Annotated in this window: 19 protein-coding genes; 12 read left to right on the forward strand and 7 right to left on the reverse strand. The window is 68.4% G+C overall.

The genetic code is table 11. The features are described from left to right. Positions 1-33: 33 nt before the first annotated feature. The 4 genes from ABD708_RS16510 to ABD708_RS16525 all read left to right on the forward strand — a co-directional run bounded on the left by ABD708_RS16510 (position 34) and on the right by ABD708_RS16525 (position 3,235). Entirely contained in the window at positions 34-1,335 is a 1,302-nt protein-coding gene (locus tag ABD708_RS16510) for a ferredoxin reductase family protein (protein WP_344756459.1), read from the forward strand. Continuing rightward, on the forward strand, positions 1,332-1,808 hold the full coding sequence (locus ABD708_RS16515) for an FMN-binding protein (RefSeq protein ID WP_344756461.1): 477 nt from the start codon (positions 1,332-1,334) through the stop codon (positions 1,806-1,808). Before ABD708_RS16510 ends, ABD708_RS16515 begins: the two co-directional genes overlap by 4 nt. After that, entirely contained in the window at positions 1,805-2,539 is a 735-nt protein-coding gene (locus ABD708_RS16520) for an FAD:protein FMN transferase (RefSeq protein WP_344756463.1), read from the forward strand. Before ABD708_RS16515 ends, ABD708_RS16520 begins: the two co-directional genes overlap by 4 nt. 102 nt (positions 2,540-2,641) lie before the next feature. Next, entirely contained in the window at positions 2,642-3,235 is a 594-nt protein-coding gene (locus ABD708_RS16525; RefSeq protein ID WP_344756465.1) for a VIT1/CCC1 transporter family protein, read from the forward strand. Here the strand turns inward: ABD708_RS16525 and ABD708_RS16530 are convergent. Continuing rightward, positions 3,232-3,960 carry an MBL fold metallo-hydrolase gene (locus ABD708_RS16530; RefSeq protein WP_344756467.1) on the reverse strand — a complete coding sequence of 243 codons (729 nt, stop codon included), beginning with the start codon at positions 3,958-3,960 and terminating at the stop codon, positions 3,232-3,234. The genes ABD708_RS16525 and ABD708_RS16530 overlap by 4 nt on opposite strands. A 60-nt stretch (positions 3,961-4,020) precedes the next feature. Here ABD708_RS16530 and ABD708_RS16535 point away from each other — a divergent pair, with 60 nt between their 5' ends. From ABD708_RS16535 to ABD708_RS16545, 3 genes are read left to right on the forward strand one after another with little or no spacing between them, the layout of a single operon-like run. Next, positions 4,021-4,602, forward strand: coding sequence for a TetR/AcrR family transcriptional regulator (locus ABD708_RS16535; RefSeq protein WP_344756469.1), 582 nt, complete (start codon positions 4,021-4,023; stop codon positions 4,600-4,602). Between the two features lie 53 nt (positions 4,603-4,655). Further along, positions 4,656-5,375, forward strand: a complete 720-nt coding sequence (locus ABD708_RS16540; RefSeq protein WP_344756471.1) for an alanine racemase C-terminal domain-containing protein — start codon at positions 4,656-4,658, stop codon at positions 5,373-5,375. Then, the gene (locus ABD708_RS16545) at positions 5,372-6,418 is read left to right on the forward strand and encodes an alanine racemase (protein ID WP_344756473.1); all 1,047 of its coding nucleotides are present in this window, start codon (positions 5,372-5,374) and stop codon (positions 6,416-6,418) included. The genes ABD708_RS16540 and ABD708_RS16545 overlap by 4 nt, the downstream gene beginning before the upstream one ends. 258 nt (positions 6,419-6,676) lie before the next feature. On the opposite strand, the gene ABD708_RS16550 is transcribed toward ABD708_RS16545, so the two are convergent. The 3 genes from ABD708_RS16550 to ABD708_RS16560 form a co-directional block, all read right to left on the reverse strand. After that, entirely contained in the window at positions 6,677-7,024 is a 348-nt protein-coding gene (locus tag ABD708_RS16550) for a type II toxin-antitoxin system PemK/MazF family toxin (protein WP_344756475.1), read from the reverse strand. Beyond that, on the reverse strand, positions 7,018-7,263 hold the full coding sequence (locus tag ABD708_RS16555; protein WP_344756477.1) for a ribbon-helix-helix domain-containing protein: 246 nt from the start codon (positions 7,261-7,263) through the stop codon (positions 7,018-7,020). The genes ABD708_RS16550 and ABD708_RS16555 overlap by 7 nt, the downstream gene beginning before the upstream one ends. A 73-nt stretch (positions 7,264-7,336) precedes the next feature. Beyond that, positions 7,337-8,209: an oxidoreductase gene (locus tag ABD708_RS16560; RefSeq protein ID WP_344756479.1), complete on the reverse strand. Its 873-nt coding sequence runs from the start codon at positions 8,207-8,209 to the stop codon at positions 7,337-7,339. Positions 8,210-8,337: 128 nt separating this feature from the next. Between ABD708_RS16560 and ABD708_RS16565 the strand changes: the two genes are divergently transcribed. From ABD708_RS16565 to ABD708_RS16580, 4 genes are all read left to right on the forward strand, one after another. Beyond that, positions 8,338-8,784 (forward strand): winged helix-turn-helix transcriptional regulator, encoded by a 447-nt coding sequence (locus ABD708_RS16565; protein ID WP_344756481.1) that lies wholly within the window; start codon positions 8,338-8,340, stop codon positions 8,782-8,784. 185 nt (positions 8,785-8,969) lie between these two features. Beyond that, positions 8,970-9,638 carry an SGNH/GDSL hydrolase family protein gene (locus ABD708_RS16570; RefSeq protein WP_344756483.1) on the forward strand — a complete coding sequence of 223 codons (669 nt, stop codon included), beginning with the start codon at positions 8,970-8,972 and terminating at the stop codon, positions 9,636-9,638. Positions 9,639-9,985: 347 nt separating this feature from the next. Next, complete coding sequence (locus ABD708_RS16575) at positions 9,986-10,186, forward strand: hypothetical protein (RefSeq protein WP_344756485.1); 201 nt, start codon at positions 9,986-9,988, stop codon at positions 10,184-10,186. Next, the gene (locus ABD708_RS16580) at positions 10,183-10,524 is read left to right on the forward strand and encodes a type II toxin-antitoxin system PemK/MazF family toxin (protein ID WP_344756487.1); all 342 of its coding nucleotides are present in this window, start codon (positions 10,183-10,185) and stop codon (positions 10,522-10,524) included. The genes ABD708_RS16575 and ABD708_RS16580 overlap by 4 nt, the downstream gene beginning before the upstream one ends. A gap of 74 nt (positions 10,525-10,598) precedes the next feature. Here ABD708_RS16580 and ABD708_RS16585 read toward each other — a convergent pair whose 3' ends face one another. Further along, positions 10,599-11,183 carry a 2'-5' RNA ligase family protein gene (locus ABD708_RS16585; protein WP_344756489.1) on the reverse strand — a complete coding sequence of 195 codons (585 nt, stop codon included), beginning with the start codon at positions 11,181-11,183 and terminating at the stop codon, positions 10,599-10,601. A 119-nt stretch (positions 11,184-11,302) separates the two neighbouring features. Further along, positions 11,303-11,752: a GNAT family N-acetyltransferase gene (locus tag ABD708_RS16590; protein ID WP_344756491.1), complete on the reverse strand. Its 450-nt coding sequence runs from the start codon at positions 11,750-11,752 to the stop codon at positions 11,303-11,305. Positions 11,753-11,810: 58 nt separating this feature from the next. On the opposite strand from ABD708_RS16590, the gene ABD708_RS16595 reads away from it, so the two are divergent. Next, positions 11,811-12,437, forward strand: coding sequence for a GNAT family N-acetyltransferase (locus ABD708_RS16595; RefSeq protein ID WP_344756493.1), 627 nt, complete (start codon positions 11,811-11,813; stop codon positions 12,435-12,437). 30 nt (positions 12,438-12,467) lie between these two features. Here ABD708_RS16595 and ABD708_RS16600 read toward each other — a convergent pair whose 3' ends face one another. Beyond that, positions 12,468-12,890 (reverse strand): GNAT family N-acetyltransferase, encoded by a 423-nt coding sequence (locus ABD708_RS16600; RefSeq protein WP_344756494.1) that lies wholly within the window; start codon positions 12,888-12,890, stop codon positions 12,468-12,470. Positions 12,891-12,897 lie beyond the last annotated feature (7 nt).

Consider the following 12,897-nt stretch of genomic DNA (forward strand, 5'->3'; position numbering starts at 1 on the left):
GAATCTTTGACTCGGCACTCGTAAGTTCTGCTCATGAAACGTGGCGCAGTGACTCTGCTGGCGATCGCCGGGGCCGTCGCCGTCGTCGCGCTGTGGTGGCCGACGGCGGTCGTGACCGCCTCTGCGCCGGCGCTCGCCACCGCCATCGCCGAGCTGGCCGGAATGATCGGCTCGTACCTGGTCTGCGTGCAGCTGCTGCTCATCGCCCGCGTGCCCTGGCTCGAACGGCTGATCGGACTCGACCGGCTCGTCGGGTGGCACACAGTGGTCGGGGCCGCCACGCTCTTCCTCGTGCTCGCCCACGTGTGCTTTATGACGCTGAGCCAGTGGATCACGAGCGGGCACGGCCCGATCGGCGCCTACCTCGGCCTGTTCGACCTCTACCCCGACATGCTCACGGCGACCGTCGGCACGGCGGTGCTGCTGCTCGCCGGGCTGCTGAGCGCGCAGGCGCTGCGCAGGCTGCTGCCATACGAGCTGTGGTACTGGACGCACGTCACCACGTATATCGCGATCTTCCTGACCTTCCTGCACCAGATCAGCGCAGGGCCGGTCTTCGCGGGGCATCCGTTTACCCGCGGTCTCTGGATCGCCATGTATGTCGCGACGGCCGCGTGCATCGTGTTCTGGCGCGTCGCGACGCCGCTGATGCGCTTCGCCGAGCACCGCTTCGAGGTCGTCTCTGTCGTGCCGGAGTCGGCGCGCCTCACCAGCGTGTGGATCCGCTCGCGGCGACCCGACCTGCTCAGTGTGCGGCCGGGGCAGTTCATGCTGTTCCGCTTCCTCGCATGGGGGCACCTGCTCTCGGCGCATCCGTACTCCATCTCGAACGTGCCTGCGGACGGGCTGCTGCGGATCACCGTCGCCGATCTCGGCGACCACTCCGGCCGGCTGCGCGCGCTGCGGCCGGGTACGAAGGTTCTGCTCGAGGGCCCGTTCGGCGGGTTCTTCGGGCGACGGCGGCGTGCCGGCGCTGTGCTGCTCATCGCGGGCGGCGCGGGCATCGGGCCGATCAGGGGCCTCGCCGAGCAGTTCGCGCGGCTGGGGCGGTCGGTCGTCGTGATCTACCGGGCGAGCCGCCCCGAGGATCTCGCGTTCTACGACGAGTTCACGAGTCTGCCGAGCATCCAGGTGATCACCCTCGTGGGCCGACGCGATGAGCTCGGCTTCGACCCGCTCGACGCGGAGTCGCTCGGCTTCTACGTACCCGACGCCGCACAGCGCGAGGCGTTCGTATGCGGGCCACCGGCGATGATCGAGAAGACCGCCGAGAGCCTCAAAGCGCTCGGTGTGCCCGAGCGCCGGGTGCAGTTCGAGGAGCTGAGCTTCGCATGAGCCGCAAGTGGCAGGGCACAGCGCTGTTCGCGGCGATCATGGCGGGGTTGTCGGTCACGGTGGCCGGGCGGATGCTCGCGGGCAGTGGCACCGGGGCCGCCGAGGCCGGCGGCACGAGCTCGAGCACGTCGGTCACGGGCGGCTCGGGCTCGAGCTCAGGGTCGGGCTCGAGCCCGAGATCGAGCTCAGGACCGAGCTCAGGCGACACGGTCATGGGCTCCGTCGAGCAGACGCGCTTCGGCCCGGTGCAGGTGAAGGTGACCTTCGACGGCGCGAAGATCACCGACGTCACGGTCGTGCAGGCGCCGAGCGGCGGCGGCCGCGACGAGATGCTCACGCAGTACGCGACCCCGCTGCTCGCACAGGAGGTCATCGCCTCGCAGTCGGCCAAGGTCGACACGATCTCGGGTGCGACCTACACCTCTGAGGGCTACCTCGCGAGCGTCCAGTCGGCGATCGACGCGCACACGTGAACCTCACCCACCGCGTGATGGGCACGGTCGTCTTGCTCGATCTGCGCGGCCCGGCGGACGACCAGCTCGTCGCCCGTGCGCTCGAGATCTTCGATGACGCGGATGCCCGGTTCAGTCCCTTCCGCGCCGACAGCGAGCTGTCGCGCATCGGCCGCGGCGAGCTGGCCCTCGACGAGGCGAGCCAAGAAATGCAGGAGGTGCTCGAACTCGCCGACGCGTTCGAGCGCGCGAGCGGCGGCGCCTTCACGGTGTGGCGCGACGGGGCGCTCGACGCGAACGGGATCGTGAAGGGCTGGGCGGCGCAGCGCGCGGCCGACGCGCTCGTCGCGGGCGGAGCGACGGATTTCTGCCTCAATGCCGGCGGCGATCTGATCACCCGCGGCGCGCCGGAACCAGGGCGCCGGTGGCAGGCGGGCATCCGGCATCCGATGCAGGGCAATCGGATGCTCGGGGTCGTGGTGCTCGGCGAGGGCGCGATGGCGACGTCGGGGAGCTACGAGCGGGGCGCCCACATCGTCGACGGGCGATCGGGGGAGGCATCCGCTCACTGGTCCTCGGTCACCGTGATCGACACCGACCTGACCGTGGCCGATGTGCTCGCGACGACCGTGTTCGCGATGGGGTCCGCCGGGCCGCGGTGGGCGCACGAGGAGTTCGACGCCTCGGTGGTCGCCCTCGACCAGCTCGGCAGACTCGCCGTCGCGGGGCACGTGACGTGGGCCCGAGGATAGGTGAGCCTAAGCTCAGCACGGCGCAAACTGGGCCTCTGACCAGGGATTTAGGCTCGCCTCACCTTGCTAGCCAAGCCGCCGCCACGGTGATTCCATGGGGTCATGACGAACGTGCTGTCGCCCCTGCGCGCCCTGCTCGGAACCCCCGGGCAGGAGGTCGCCCCCGAGAGCCTCGCATCCCGCCTGAACTGGCTGCGCGCCGGCGTGCTGGGCGCGAACGACGGCATCGTGTCGGTCGCCGCGGTCGTCATCGGCGTCGCGGGCGCGACCACCGCGATCCACCCGATCATGCTCGCGGGCACGGCCGCGCTGATCGGCGGCGCGCTCTCGATGGCGCTCGGCGAGTACGTCTCGGTCAGCTCGCAGCGCGACGCCGTCCGCGCGCGCATGGCCCGCGGCGAGGCTGGTGAGGACGACGACGTGAGCCCCGTGCACGCTGCCCTCGCCTCGCTCGTCGCGTTCTTCATCGGCGGCCTGCTGCCGTTCCTGTGCGCCGTGCTCGTGCCCGTGCCGCCGCGGGTGCCCGTGACCTTCGGCGCCGTGCTGCTCGCGCTCGCCCTGACCGGCTGGCTCGGGGCGCGCTTCGGCGACGCTCCCCCGCTGCGGGCGACGGTGCGCGTCGTGGTCGGCGGCGCGATCGCGCTCGGCATCACCTTCGGCATCGGCGCCCTGCTCGGCACCGGGATGTCGCTCTAGCGGCCCGACGGGGCCGCCGCCGCGGCGCGGTACAGACGCACAAGCTCTGCGGCGTCTCCTCGCCACGGCGCCCCGTGACCGGGGACCACGAGCTCGATGTCGAGTTCGAGCAGGCGATCGAGGGATGCCGCCGCCTCGGCCGGCTCATCGGTGAACGGCGCCGGCCGAGGGCCACCTGCCGCCGTCAGCACGTCGCGCGTGGTGAGCGCGTCGCCGACGAACACGGCGCGAAGCTGCGGGAAGTAGACCGCGACGCTGCCCGGCGAGTGCCCGGGAAGGGCAACGATCTGCGGCTCGCCCGGCAGCGCGAGCCGATCGCCGTCGTGCACGGGGACTGCCTCACTGAGAGGCTTGGGACGCAGGCCGCCCATCGCCATCGTGTAGCCCAGGAATTGCAGCATGGGCCCGATGCGCCAGTGCCCCCAGGCGGGCGAGGTCTTCTCGAGCCCGCGGGCGCGGGCGATGTCGGCCTCGTGCACGTAGACGGGGACGTGGTGCTCCGCCCGGATCCGCTCGGCGAACCCGGTGTGGTCGCTGTCGCCGTGGGTGAGGACGACGCCGCGCACGTCCGCGAATGAGAGGCCGGCGGCGGCGAGCTCGCGGCGCAGCCCGCGATAGTGGCCCGCGAGGCCTGTGTCGACGACGGTCACGCCGGCGTCGGTGACGATGAAATGGACCGCGATCAGATCGTTTCCGATGCGGTGGATGCCAGGTACGATCTCCATGAAGGCTACGATAACTAGCCTTCATGGCTAATTGCAATAGCCATCGTGAAAGGAGCCGCCATGCCCGCACCGGGCCGCACCACCACCGCCGAGATCGTGGCAGCCGGGCGCCGCATCGTCGCGAGCAGGGGCGTCGAGGCCCTGACGATGCAGGCCGTCGCCGACCAGGTCGGCGTGCGGGCCCCGTCGCTATACAAGCGCGTACGCAGTCGCGACGAGCTGCTCAAGCTCGTCGTGGAGGCGGCCATCGACGAGCTCGAAGCGCGCCTCAGGTCAGCGGCAGGGCTGATCGAGTCAGACCCTCGTGCGGCCATCGCCGACCTCGCCCGCGAGCTGCGCGCCTTCGCGCACGACGATCCGTCGGGGTTTCGGATGATCTTCGGCTCCGTGCCGGCCGAGGCACGCCCCGACATCGCCGTCCTGGCGCGCTCGGCCGCGCCGCTGATCGAGGCGACCACGCGGCTCGTCGGCGCGGATGAGGCGCTCGACGCGGCGCGCACCGTCACGGCGTGGGCGAACGGATTCCTCGCGATGGAGCTCACCGGCGGGTTCCAGCTGGGCGGCGATGTCGACCGGGCGTTCGAGTGGGGGCTGGCACGCGTCATCGCGGCGGTGTCGGCCGAGCAGAAGCCCGCTGGTTAGGCTGGCAGAGCGCGCCGGAACCCTCGGGGCGCTCTGACGGAAAGGGACGCAGCATGCCGATCGGCCGCCCCGGCGTCGACCTCACGGCCGTGATCGACCTGGCCGCGATCGCCCGCAATGTCCGTGCGGCCCAGGCATCCGCCCCGCTCCCCCTGCTCGCCGACGTGCGACACGACGCGCTCGGCCACGGTCTCGTCGAGGTGGCGCGCGCCGCGCTCGATGCGGGCGCCACGGGCCTGCTCACGTCGATCACCGAGACGGATGCCGCACGTGCGGCGTTCCCGTCCGCGACCGTCGTCGCCGCCTCGGTCACGGGCGAGGCTCCTGAGGGCTGGTCGCTCGCGAGCGGCGAGCTCTACGGCCTGCCCGGCAGCGGCGGCGAGCCGGTGCTGCGCGCGCTCGGCCGCGTCGTGAACGTGAAGCCGGTGCGCGCGGGCGAAGGCGTCTCGTACGGATACATCCACCGCGCCACCGTCGACTCGCGGCTGGCGCTCGTCACCGGGGGCTACGCGCAAGGCGTCGTGCGCGGGCTCGGCAGCGCGGCCGAGGTCGCGATCAACGGACGCCGCCTGCCCATCGTCGGCCGCGTCGCGATGGACGTGTGCGTCGTCGACCTCGGCGACGCGCCCGCGGGCGTCGGCAACGCGGTCGTCTACCTCGGCACCGGCCCCGCAGAGCCCACGCTCGCCGACTGGGCCGCGGTGACCGGCCTCGACCCGGCCGAGCTCGTCGTGCAGGTCGCCGCCCGCTTCGAGAAGAGGTACGTCTCGTGACCCCCCGCCTCGTCATCGACCTCGCGGCGTTCGAGCGCAACGTCGCCGCACTGCAGGCGCGCGTCGCGCCGGCCAAGCTGATGGTCGTCGTGAAGAACGACGCATACGGCCACGGCCTCGAGTCGATCGTCACGCGCGCGCTCGCGCAGGGCGTGGAGTGGATCGGATGCCTCGACCTCGGCACCGCGCTCGCTGTGCGCGCCTTCGCGGGCGAGGCCCCGAGGCTGTTCTCGTGGTTGCTCTCGCCCGATGAGAACCTCGCGGCGGGCATCCGCGCCCGTGTCGATCTCGGTGTCGGCAGCCCGGCCGTGCTCGAAGCCGTCGCGGCGACGGCCGCCGCCCTCGAGATCGTGCCCCGAGTTCACCTCAAGATCGACACCGGCCTCAACCGGAACGGCGTGCGACGCGAGTCGTGGGCCGAGTTCGTCGCCCGCGCGGCCGTGCTCGAGGATGAGGGCCGCCTCGTCGTCGAGGGCATCTGGAGCCATATCGCCGAGGCCTCGGACGAGGAGGACGACCTGGCCCGCACCCGATTCGACGAGGCGGTCGACGCAGCCCGCGCCGCCGGGCTGCGCCCCGCGCTGCGGCACCTCGCGGCGAGCGCGGCGGGCACCCTGCGACCCGAGTTCGACTACGACCTCGTGCGCATGGGCGCCTTCACCCACGGCATCGCCCCGGCCGGCGGCCCCTACGGCGACGAGCTCGGCATCTCCCCCACGGCGTCGCTGCGGGCGCCCGTGCTCGCGGTCTCCGACGGCGAGGCCGTCGTGGGCGTCGGCGCCTGGCATGGGCTGCCGTCGACCGCCGCCGGTCGCGTGACCGTCGCAGTGCGGGGCGTCGCACGGCCTGTCATCCGTATCGAGCCGGAGCACCTCGTGATCACGTCGGATGCCGCGATTGAGGCCGGCGACGAGGCGGTGATCTTCGGCGACGGGTCGGAGGGCTCGCTCACGTCGACGCAGTGGGCCGAGGCGATCGGCACCATCCCGGAGGAGCTGCACACGCGCGTCGACGCGCGCATCCCCCGCACGTACCTCAACTGACACATCGCTCCGACTGGTTTTCCAGCCGCCAGGCTTCGCGTGCGCCGACGTGCGACTTCTGCGCCAGTTCGATCAGGGAACAAGTCTTGGCGGTACTGCAAGCGGCGAATGTGCCGGCACAGCTCGTGTTTCGCGAGGGAATCGCTCAGCGTGCACTCCGACCAGGACCGGGGTCAGCGAACTTCGACCAGACGTAATAGCAGTAACCACCGACCTTGAACCCGAAGCGCCCGCAAGCCGGTGGATCAGCTCACCGATTCAGGTTCCGGTGACGAGCCGGACTCCCGCGCTGATCTCTTTCCGGAGGTACGGCGGCAAATGCCCGACCGAAAAGGGCTGGAGGAAGTCGCGGCTGACAGGCCCGAGTCGAGTGACAAGGGCGACCGAGTCTTTGTCGAGCCCCGAGGCGACTGCAGGAACCAGGACGTTACCCGGAAAGGCTTCCTGGGCGAGATTCGAGGTCAGCGGAATGAGCAGAACCGTGTTGATCGACGTCGCTAGCAGCCAGTCGTCCTGAAAGATGACGGTGGCGCGCACCTTCGCCGGTTGCGAGCTGCAAGGCTCGCCGAGATCCACCCAGACGACATCGCCGCGAGCGATCACCACTCTGAACCCGTTTGGATGACTCGCTGCGACTCCGCATGCAGCAGGCCGTCTCCTGACGGCTGCCCGGCGAGGCTCAGTACGTCCTCGGCTATGGCGGTCAGCGCACTGGTTCCTTCAAGTTCCTCCGCGAACTTCGCACCGGCCCTTCGGTAGAACTCGGAGCGACTCATCCCATTGCGAGCGGCAACGCGCTCAAAACGTTCGAAGTCGTCGTCAAGAAGGGAGATCGCGGTCTTCACGACGCCAATACAACCGGTATGACCCGTATGCCCAGGAGGGGATCCGCTTGCGGGCGCTGCGCGGTCCAGCCGCTCATGCGGCGCGTCCGTTCAACTCGGCGACGTCCTCGTCCGTGAGTTCGAGGCCGGCGCCGACGATGTTCTCGCGCAGGTGTTGGGCCGATGAGGTGCCGGAGATGACGAGGATGTTCGGCGACCGGTGCAGCAGCCATGCGAGCGCGACTGATTTCTCGGTCGCCCCATGCCGGGCAGCAACGGCAGGAACCCCGGCGGAGACGTAGGGCGTGTAGCCCCCGCCAAGCGGGAAGAAGGGCACGTAGGCGATGCCGTTCACGGCGAGCTGGTCGATGAGGTCGTCGTCCACACGGTGGGCCAGGTTATACGCGTTCTGCACGCAGACGATCGGCGCGATCGTCCGCGCCTCCTCGACCTGGGCAGCGGTGACGTTGCTGACGCCAAGGTGACGGATGAGCCCTGCCTGCTGCAGTTCGGCGAGCGTCTCGAATGCTTCCGCGATCGAGCCGGGCTGCGGACCGTTCGCGTCGCCCATGCGCATGTTCACCAGGTCGAGAGTGTCGACGCCGAGCGTCTCTGCAGTCTCGCGGACCTGAGCGCGAAGGTCCGCGGGTGTACGGGCCGTGGGCCATCCGCCGCGCTCGTCCCGTTCGGCGCCGACCTTGGTCGCGATCAGCAGCGAGTCCGGGTAGGGGTGCAGCGCGTCACGGATCACCTCGTTGACCGTCCGCGGCCCGTAGGCGACGCTCGTATCGATATGCGCGATCCCGGCCTCGACCGCACTGCGCAGAACGGCGAGCGCTTCGTCGTAGTCGCGCGGCGGCCCCATTACGCCGGGGCCGGACAACTGCATCGCGCCGAACCCGAATCGTGGCACGAGCCGGTCGCCGAGCATCCAGCTGCCGCCGGGGAGCGAGGTTGGGGTGGGCATGTGTCTTCCTCCTGTCCGAGGCCGCCGCCCTGCTGCCGGCGGCCGACTCGGTCAATCCTGAGGTGGTAACTTCCCGTTGGGAAGTAGTTACCTCAGGGTGCGTAGCTCACCACGATCGGAGGATTCCGTTGACAACGCTCACCGCGGCGCAAGCGCGCGAGAAGTCGAAGGCCGAGTACAACGCGTTCCTGGCTGCGTGTCCGAGTCAGAAGCTGCTGAGCACCATCTCCGACAAGTGGGTGACATTGGTGCTCGTGGCATTGCACAATGGCGGCGCCTACCAGCCGGATGACGGCGGCGAGGGTGAGCCTCGAAGGATGCGCTACTCCGAGATCGCGCGCGTGCTGGCCGGGGTGAGCCCCAAGATGCTCACGCAGACCCTGCGGCGGCTCGAGCGCGACGGGCTGATCGGACGCACGGTGACCCCGACCGTGCCCGTGACGGTGAGCTACGAGTTGACCACCCTCGGCCTCTCACTCTGCGAGCTGGTACGCGGCGTCAAGTCATGGGCTCAGGAGAACATGGACACCGTCACGCACCATCGCGCGGAGTACGACGCGCGCATCAGCGCCTGACGCATCCCCCCAGCGCGGGATCGACGCCGACTATGTCTTCGGCGATCCCGTCGGCTACCTCACCCGCGACCAAATGGTGGAGGTGGAACTCGCCCTTGCGCACTACCGTGGAGCCCACGCGTTCCGCCACGGGCGACGGAACTGCCCGCTGGGCGATCCCCGCCCGTGCCGGAGAGGGAAACACCATGTCGAAAGAAACGAAGTCACTGACGCTGAACCCGCAGTTGGAGGAGTTTCAGACCTCACTCATCGCGAAGTACGCCGCGGCGAATCAGACTGCGAGGCGGGGCCAGATCGTCTTCGTCGGCTCCAGCCTGATGGAGATCTTCCCCATCGAGCAGTGGGAGGAGGCGGGCGAGGTCGCCTTCGGCAAGTACATCTACAACCGCGCCGTGCGAGCCACCACCACGGCCTTCCTGCTGAAGCACATCGACACCCAGATCTTCGAGTTGGAGCCGTCGAAGATCTTCATCAACATCGGCACGAACGACATCGGGTTCCAGGTACCGGAGGAGGAGTTCCTGAGCAACGAGCGTGAGATCTTCCGCCAGATCGCCGAGCGCCTGCCCGACTGCGAGACCTACGTGCTGAGGTACTACCCGATCAACACGCTCGACTTCCAAAACGACGAGGACGAGAAAACGCTCTTCGCGACCCGCTCAAACGCTGCCTTTCAGGCCGCCTCGGACAAGATCGAGGCGCTCTCGCGCGAGTTCGGCTTCCGCTTCATCGACGTGAACGCGGGCCTGGCCGACGAGCGCGGCAACCTGAAGAAGGAGCTGACCTTCGACGGAGCCCACCTCAACCCCGACGGCTACCGAGTGGTATTGACCAACCTCACGCCGTATCTGTAGCAGCTTCGCCTGCTTCCACGGCAGATTGCAATCCACGGCGGCCATCATGCACCCGCTCGCGGGTGCGTCCACGCGGATCTCTCGAAAACGAGAAGGGTCACTGGGCGACGTTGATGACGTGCCCGTCGGGGCTTCACACGAAGAATCGCCGGATGCCCCAGGGCTCGCTCGCCGCTACTGCTCTCATGACCGCAGTCTGACCCGACGGCCCCACACCCGTCGAGACGCCACGAGCAGTGCGCACCCCGTCGTGCGCGGACGCGGACGCCCGGTAGCCGATCCTGTTGCGGGCTTGATGAGAAGTCTGCGGCGTTCAACATTTGTCGTACATCGAGCAAGATCATCGTATGCCTGCGTCGATCGGCTTCCGTCCCACTGACGACGACGCGCGCATTCTCCGCGAGGCGGCCAAGCCTGGCGAGTCGACTTCCGACACTCTGCGGCGCACATTGGGGCTGCTCGACCACGAGCGGTGGCTGACTCAGTTCCGCACTGACGCCGAGGCGCTGAAGAACGAGAACGTCAACACAGAGCCGGAAGCCTGGTGATCCGAAGCGCCGTCTACCGAGTCGACCTGGGCAAGTCCCGCGGCCATGGGCATGGCGGCAGGCGCCTCGGGCTGGTCGTCTCGCCCACGCAGTTGCCGCTTTCTGTCGTGACAGTGGTCCCGACCTCGATGTCGGCAGGCGCATCCGTTCATCGGCCAGCACTGGGGATCGCCGGGCGAATGACTCGATTGCTGATCGACCAGATCCGGTCGATCGACACCGATTACGTCATCGGCGGCCCGGTCGGCTACCTCACCCGCGACCAACTGGCGGAGGTCGAACTTGCGCTCGCGCACTACCTCGGAGTCCAAGACGTCGTCCCGCCACGGATAACGTAGCTGCCCGCTGAGCGATCCGTGAGCGAGCACAAGTCGGAACAGTTCCGATCCGTCGAAGGGAGCGCGCCGAAAACTCAGCGGCTGTTCCCGCTAAGCGTGATTGTCTCGGCGTGCTCGGTGCCGTTCTCGTACCAGACGAACTCGGCTTCGGTGAGCACTTCGCTCGGGCGTGGGCGGACGTCGCGTGCGTGCTTCTCATGCGCCGCTTCCCAGTCGCTGTTGCTCAAGGCGCCGCAATAGATGAGTGACACATGAAAGACCCATTGCTCAAGCGGCAGTTCGCCGATGCGCTGGAAGTCCGTCACATCCAACGCTGCGGTGAGTCCGGCGTACGCCTCGATCAGAGCCGTGTTCCTGTTTAGCCGCGCTATGAAGATCTGGAATGGCGTCGGGAACCCGTCGACGGCCTCAACCTGTACTTCGATCGGCGTCTGCCGGGCCGCCCAGGCGGCGATTGCGTCTCTCAGTTCGCGGACTCGTGTCGGCTCGTAGAAGCCGCGCAGAGTCACGTGTCCCGTGTGCGGGTGGGAGATCGAGGTCGGCAGTCGTGATTTCAACCTTGCCTGTTCGGACTCGTAGAACTCGGCTACACGACCGGCCGGCCTCAGCACGAGGTACTGCTGGCCGTTGAGAGGCTCCAGCAACGCCGGGTCCGTCATGAACGCTCGCACCAACAGGTCCTCCAGCTTCTTCGCTGTCGACGCTACCGGGCCCACGACGTTCGGACGCGCGACGTTTCGAGGCCCAATGGATCGGTAAGGCGCGGGAGGGGGATCGCTCAGCGGGCGTCGCTTCCCAGGGTGCGAGACCAGGCGACTTCGCGCTCCAGCTGGCCGCTCTCAACGAACAGGCGCACCTGATGCGCGTCCGGCAGCGCGGCCGCGAGCTCGTCCCGGTCGGCACTCATGAACCCGAGTTTTTGCCAGAACGGCCCAGACCGCCGTGAAAACAGCCATGCCCGCGTTGCTCCCGCCGCGTACGCCTGATCCATCGCGTACCGTGCCAGCCGCGAGCCAGCGCCCGCGGCGCGATGCTGCGGTGCCACCGCGACGCTGCGGATCAACGCGTGCTTCCGGTCCGCGCTCAACTCGAAACCCGTGCTGCCGATGATGTCGTCGTCGGCATTGCGCTCGACCCAGAGCTGAACCGTGGGCTCATCCAAGCCGGCTAGCGTGAGGTCGACATCGCGCAGGAATCCCCGCAGATCGTCAACATCGTCCAGAGACACGGGCGCAAAACTCACAAGACGATTATCGGTGACGCTCGTCAGCCCTCCCCTCAGGCCTGTGACCCGATCCATCAGCGTTCGCGCTGGCGCCTGGTGTGTGGTCATGCAACCGGTGCTTCTGACGACCACCCGACTGAGCCTCAGCGTCCCCACCGCGGCTGACGTCGAGGCAATGACCGGCTACTGCCAGGACCCCGACCTCACGCGATATGTACCGGTTCCAGTACCGTACACCGAGGACAGCGCCCGGTTCTTCATCGAGAAGCTGATCCCTGCAGGATGGGCCAGTGACAACGAATACAACTGGGCTATTCGCGCTCAGAACGGCGAGTTCGCCGGGATGCTCGGCGCTCGGCGCACCGCGCCCGATGCGGCGTCGTTCGATCTCGGGCTCTGGCTGGGCGCACCGCATCGTGGGCGCGGCTACGCAACCGAGGCTGCGCTGGTCGTTGTTGCGTGGCTGTTCGATGAGAACGTCACGAGTCGGCTGACGTGGGAGGCGATCGTCGGCAACGGAGCCTCGATACAGGTCGCGCGAAAGCTCGGATTTCGGTTCACGGGGACCCGCGCATCTGCTGGCGAGTTCCGCGACGGGTCGCACCCGCCCTGCTGGCATGCCGAACTCGACGCCGCAGACGAGCGGGGTGCAAATGCCGACAGCTGGCAGGCCCTCGAACCCGCGTAATCATGCCCGCAAGGGTCGTTCAGCGGGCGGTCATGCCAAGCGGACGAACGCGCGAAGTTCGTTCGGCCGGGCGTCATGCGTCTCGACCAGTCGCCGCGACTCATAGAACGCTCTTTGAGCCGGTTCGGCATCGGTTAGGAGCACGAATTGCCGTATCTCATGTGTGCGGTCGAGCACTTCGTCGAGCAAGGCTCCACCGATGCCCCGCCGCTGATGGCCGGGCGCCACCAGTAGATCCTGAAGGTAAGCGATCGTCTGACCATCTGAGATGGTCCGCGCCAACCCAAGCAAGTTGCCGTTGTCCTCATCCCTTGCGCACAGCACGAGATGAGAACCCGCCACCGCCTGCTCGAGCCTTTCGGGGGCAGCCGTATATGCCGACCAGCCGACTGACTCATAAAGCGCGACAAGTTCAGCACGGCCCGGACACTCGTCTCGGATCGAAAACCCCATCTGACGA

The organism is Gryllotalpicola koreensis (assembly GCF_039538185.1).
In the GTDB taxonomy this organism is placed as follows: domain Bacteria; phylum Actinomycetota; class Actinomycetes; order Actinomycetales; family Microbacteriaceae; genus Gryllotalpicola; species Gryllotalpicola koreensis.

Coding starts and splice junctions, on each gene's coding strand:
- ABD708_RS16540 (WP_344756471.1), top strand. CDS start 4,656: ATGCCGATCGGCCGCCCCGGCGTCGACCTCACGGCCGTGATCGACCTG.
- ABD708_RS16600 (WP_344756494.1), bottom strand. CDS start 12,890: ATGGGGTTTTCGATCCGAGACGAGTGTCCGGGCCGTGCTGAACTTGTC.
- ABD708_RS16575 (WP_344756485.1), top strand. CDS start 9,986: ATGCCTGCGTCGATCGGCTTCCGTCCCACTGACGACGACGCGCGCATT.
- ABD708_RS16570 (WP_344756483.1), top strand. CDS start 8,970: ATGTCGAAAGAAACGAAGTCACTGACGCTGAACCCGCAGTTGGAGGAG.
- ABD708_RS16525 (WP_344756465.1), top strand. CDS start 2,642: ATGACGAACGTGCTGTCGCCCCTGCGCGCCCTGCTCGGAACCCCCGGG.
- ABD708_RS16535 (WP_344756469.1), top strand. CDS start 4,021: ATGCCCGCACCGGGCCGCACCACCACCGCCGAGATCGTGGCAGCCGGG.
- ABD708_RS16510 (WP_344756459.1), top strand. CDS start 34: ATGAAACGTGGCGCAGTGACTCTGCTGGCGATCGCCGGGGCCGTCGCC.
- ABD708_RS16530 (WP_344756467.1), bottom strand. CDS start 3,960: ATGGAGATCGTACCTGGCATCCACCGCATCGGAAACGATCTGATCGCG.
- ABD708_RS16585 (WP_344756489.1), bottom strand. CDS start 11,183: ATGACGGACCCGGCGTTGCTGGAGCCTCTCAACGGCCAGCAGTACCTC.
- ABD708_RS16560 (WP_344756479.1), bottom strand. CDS start 8,209: ATGCCCACCCCAACCTCGCTCCCCGGCGGCAGCTGGATGCTCGGCGAC.
- ABD708_RS16515 (WP_344756461.1), top strand. CDS start 1,332: ATGAGCCGCAAGTGGCAGGGCACAGCGCTGTTCGCGGCGATCATGGCG.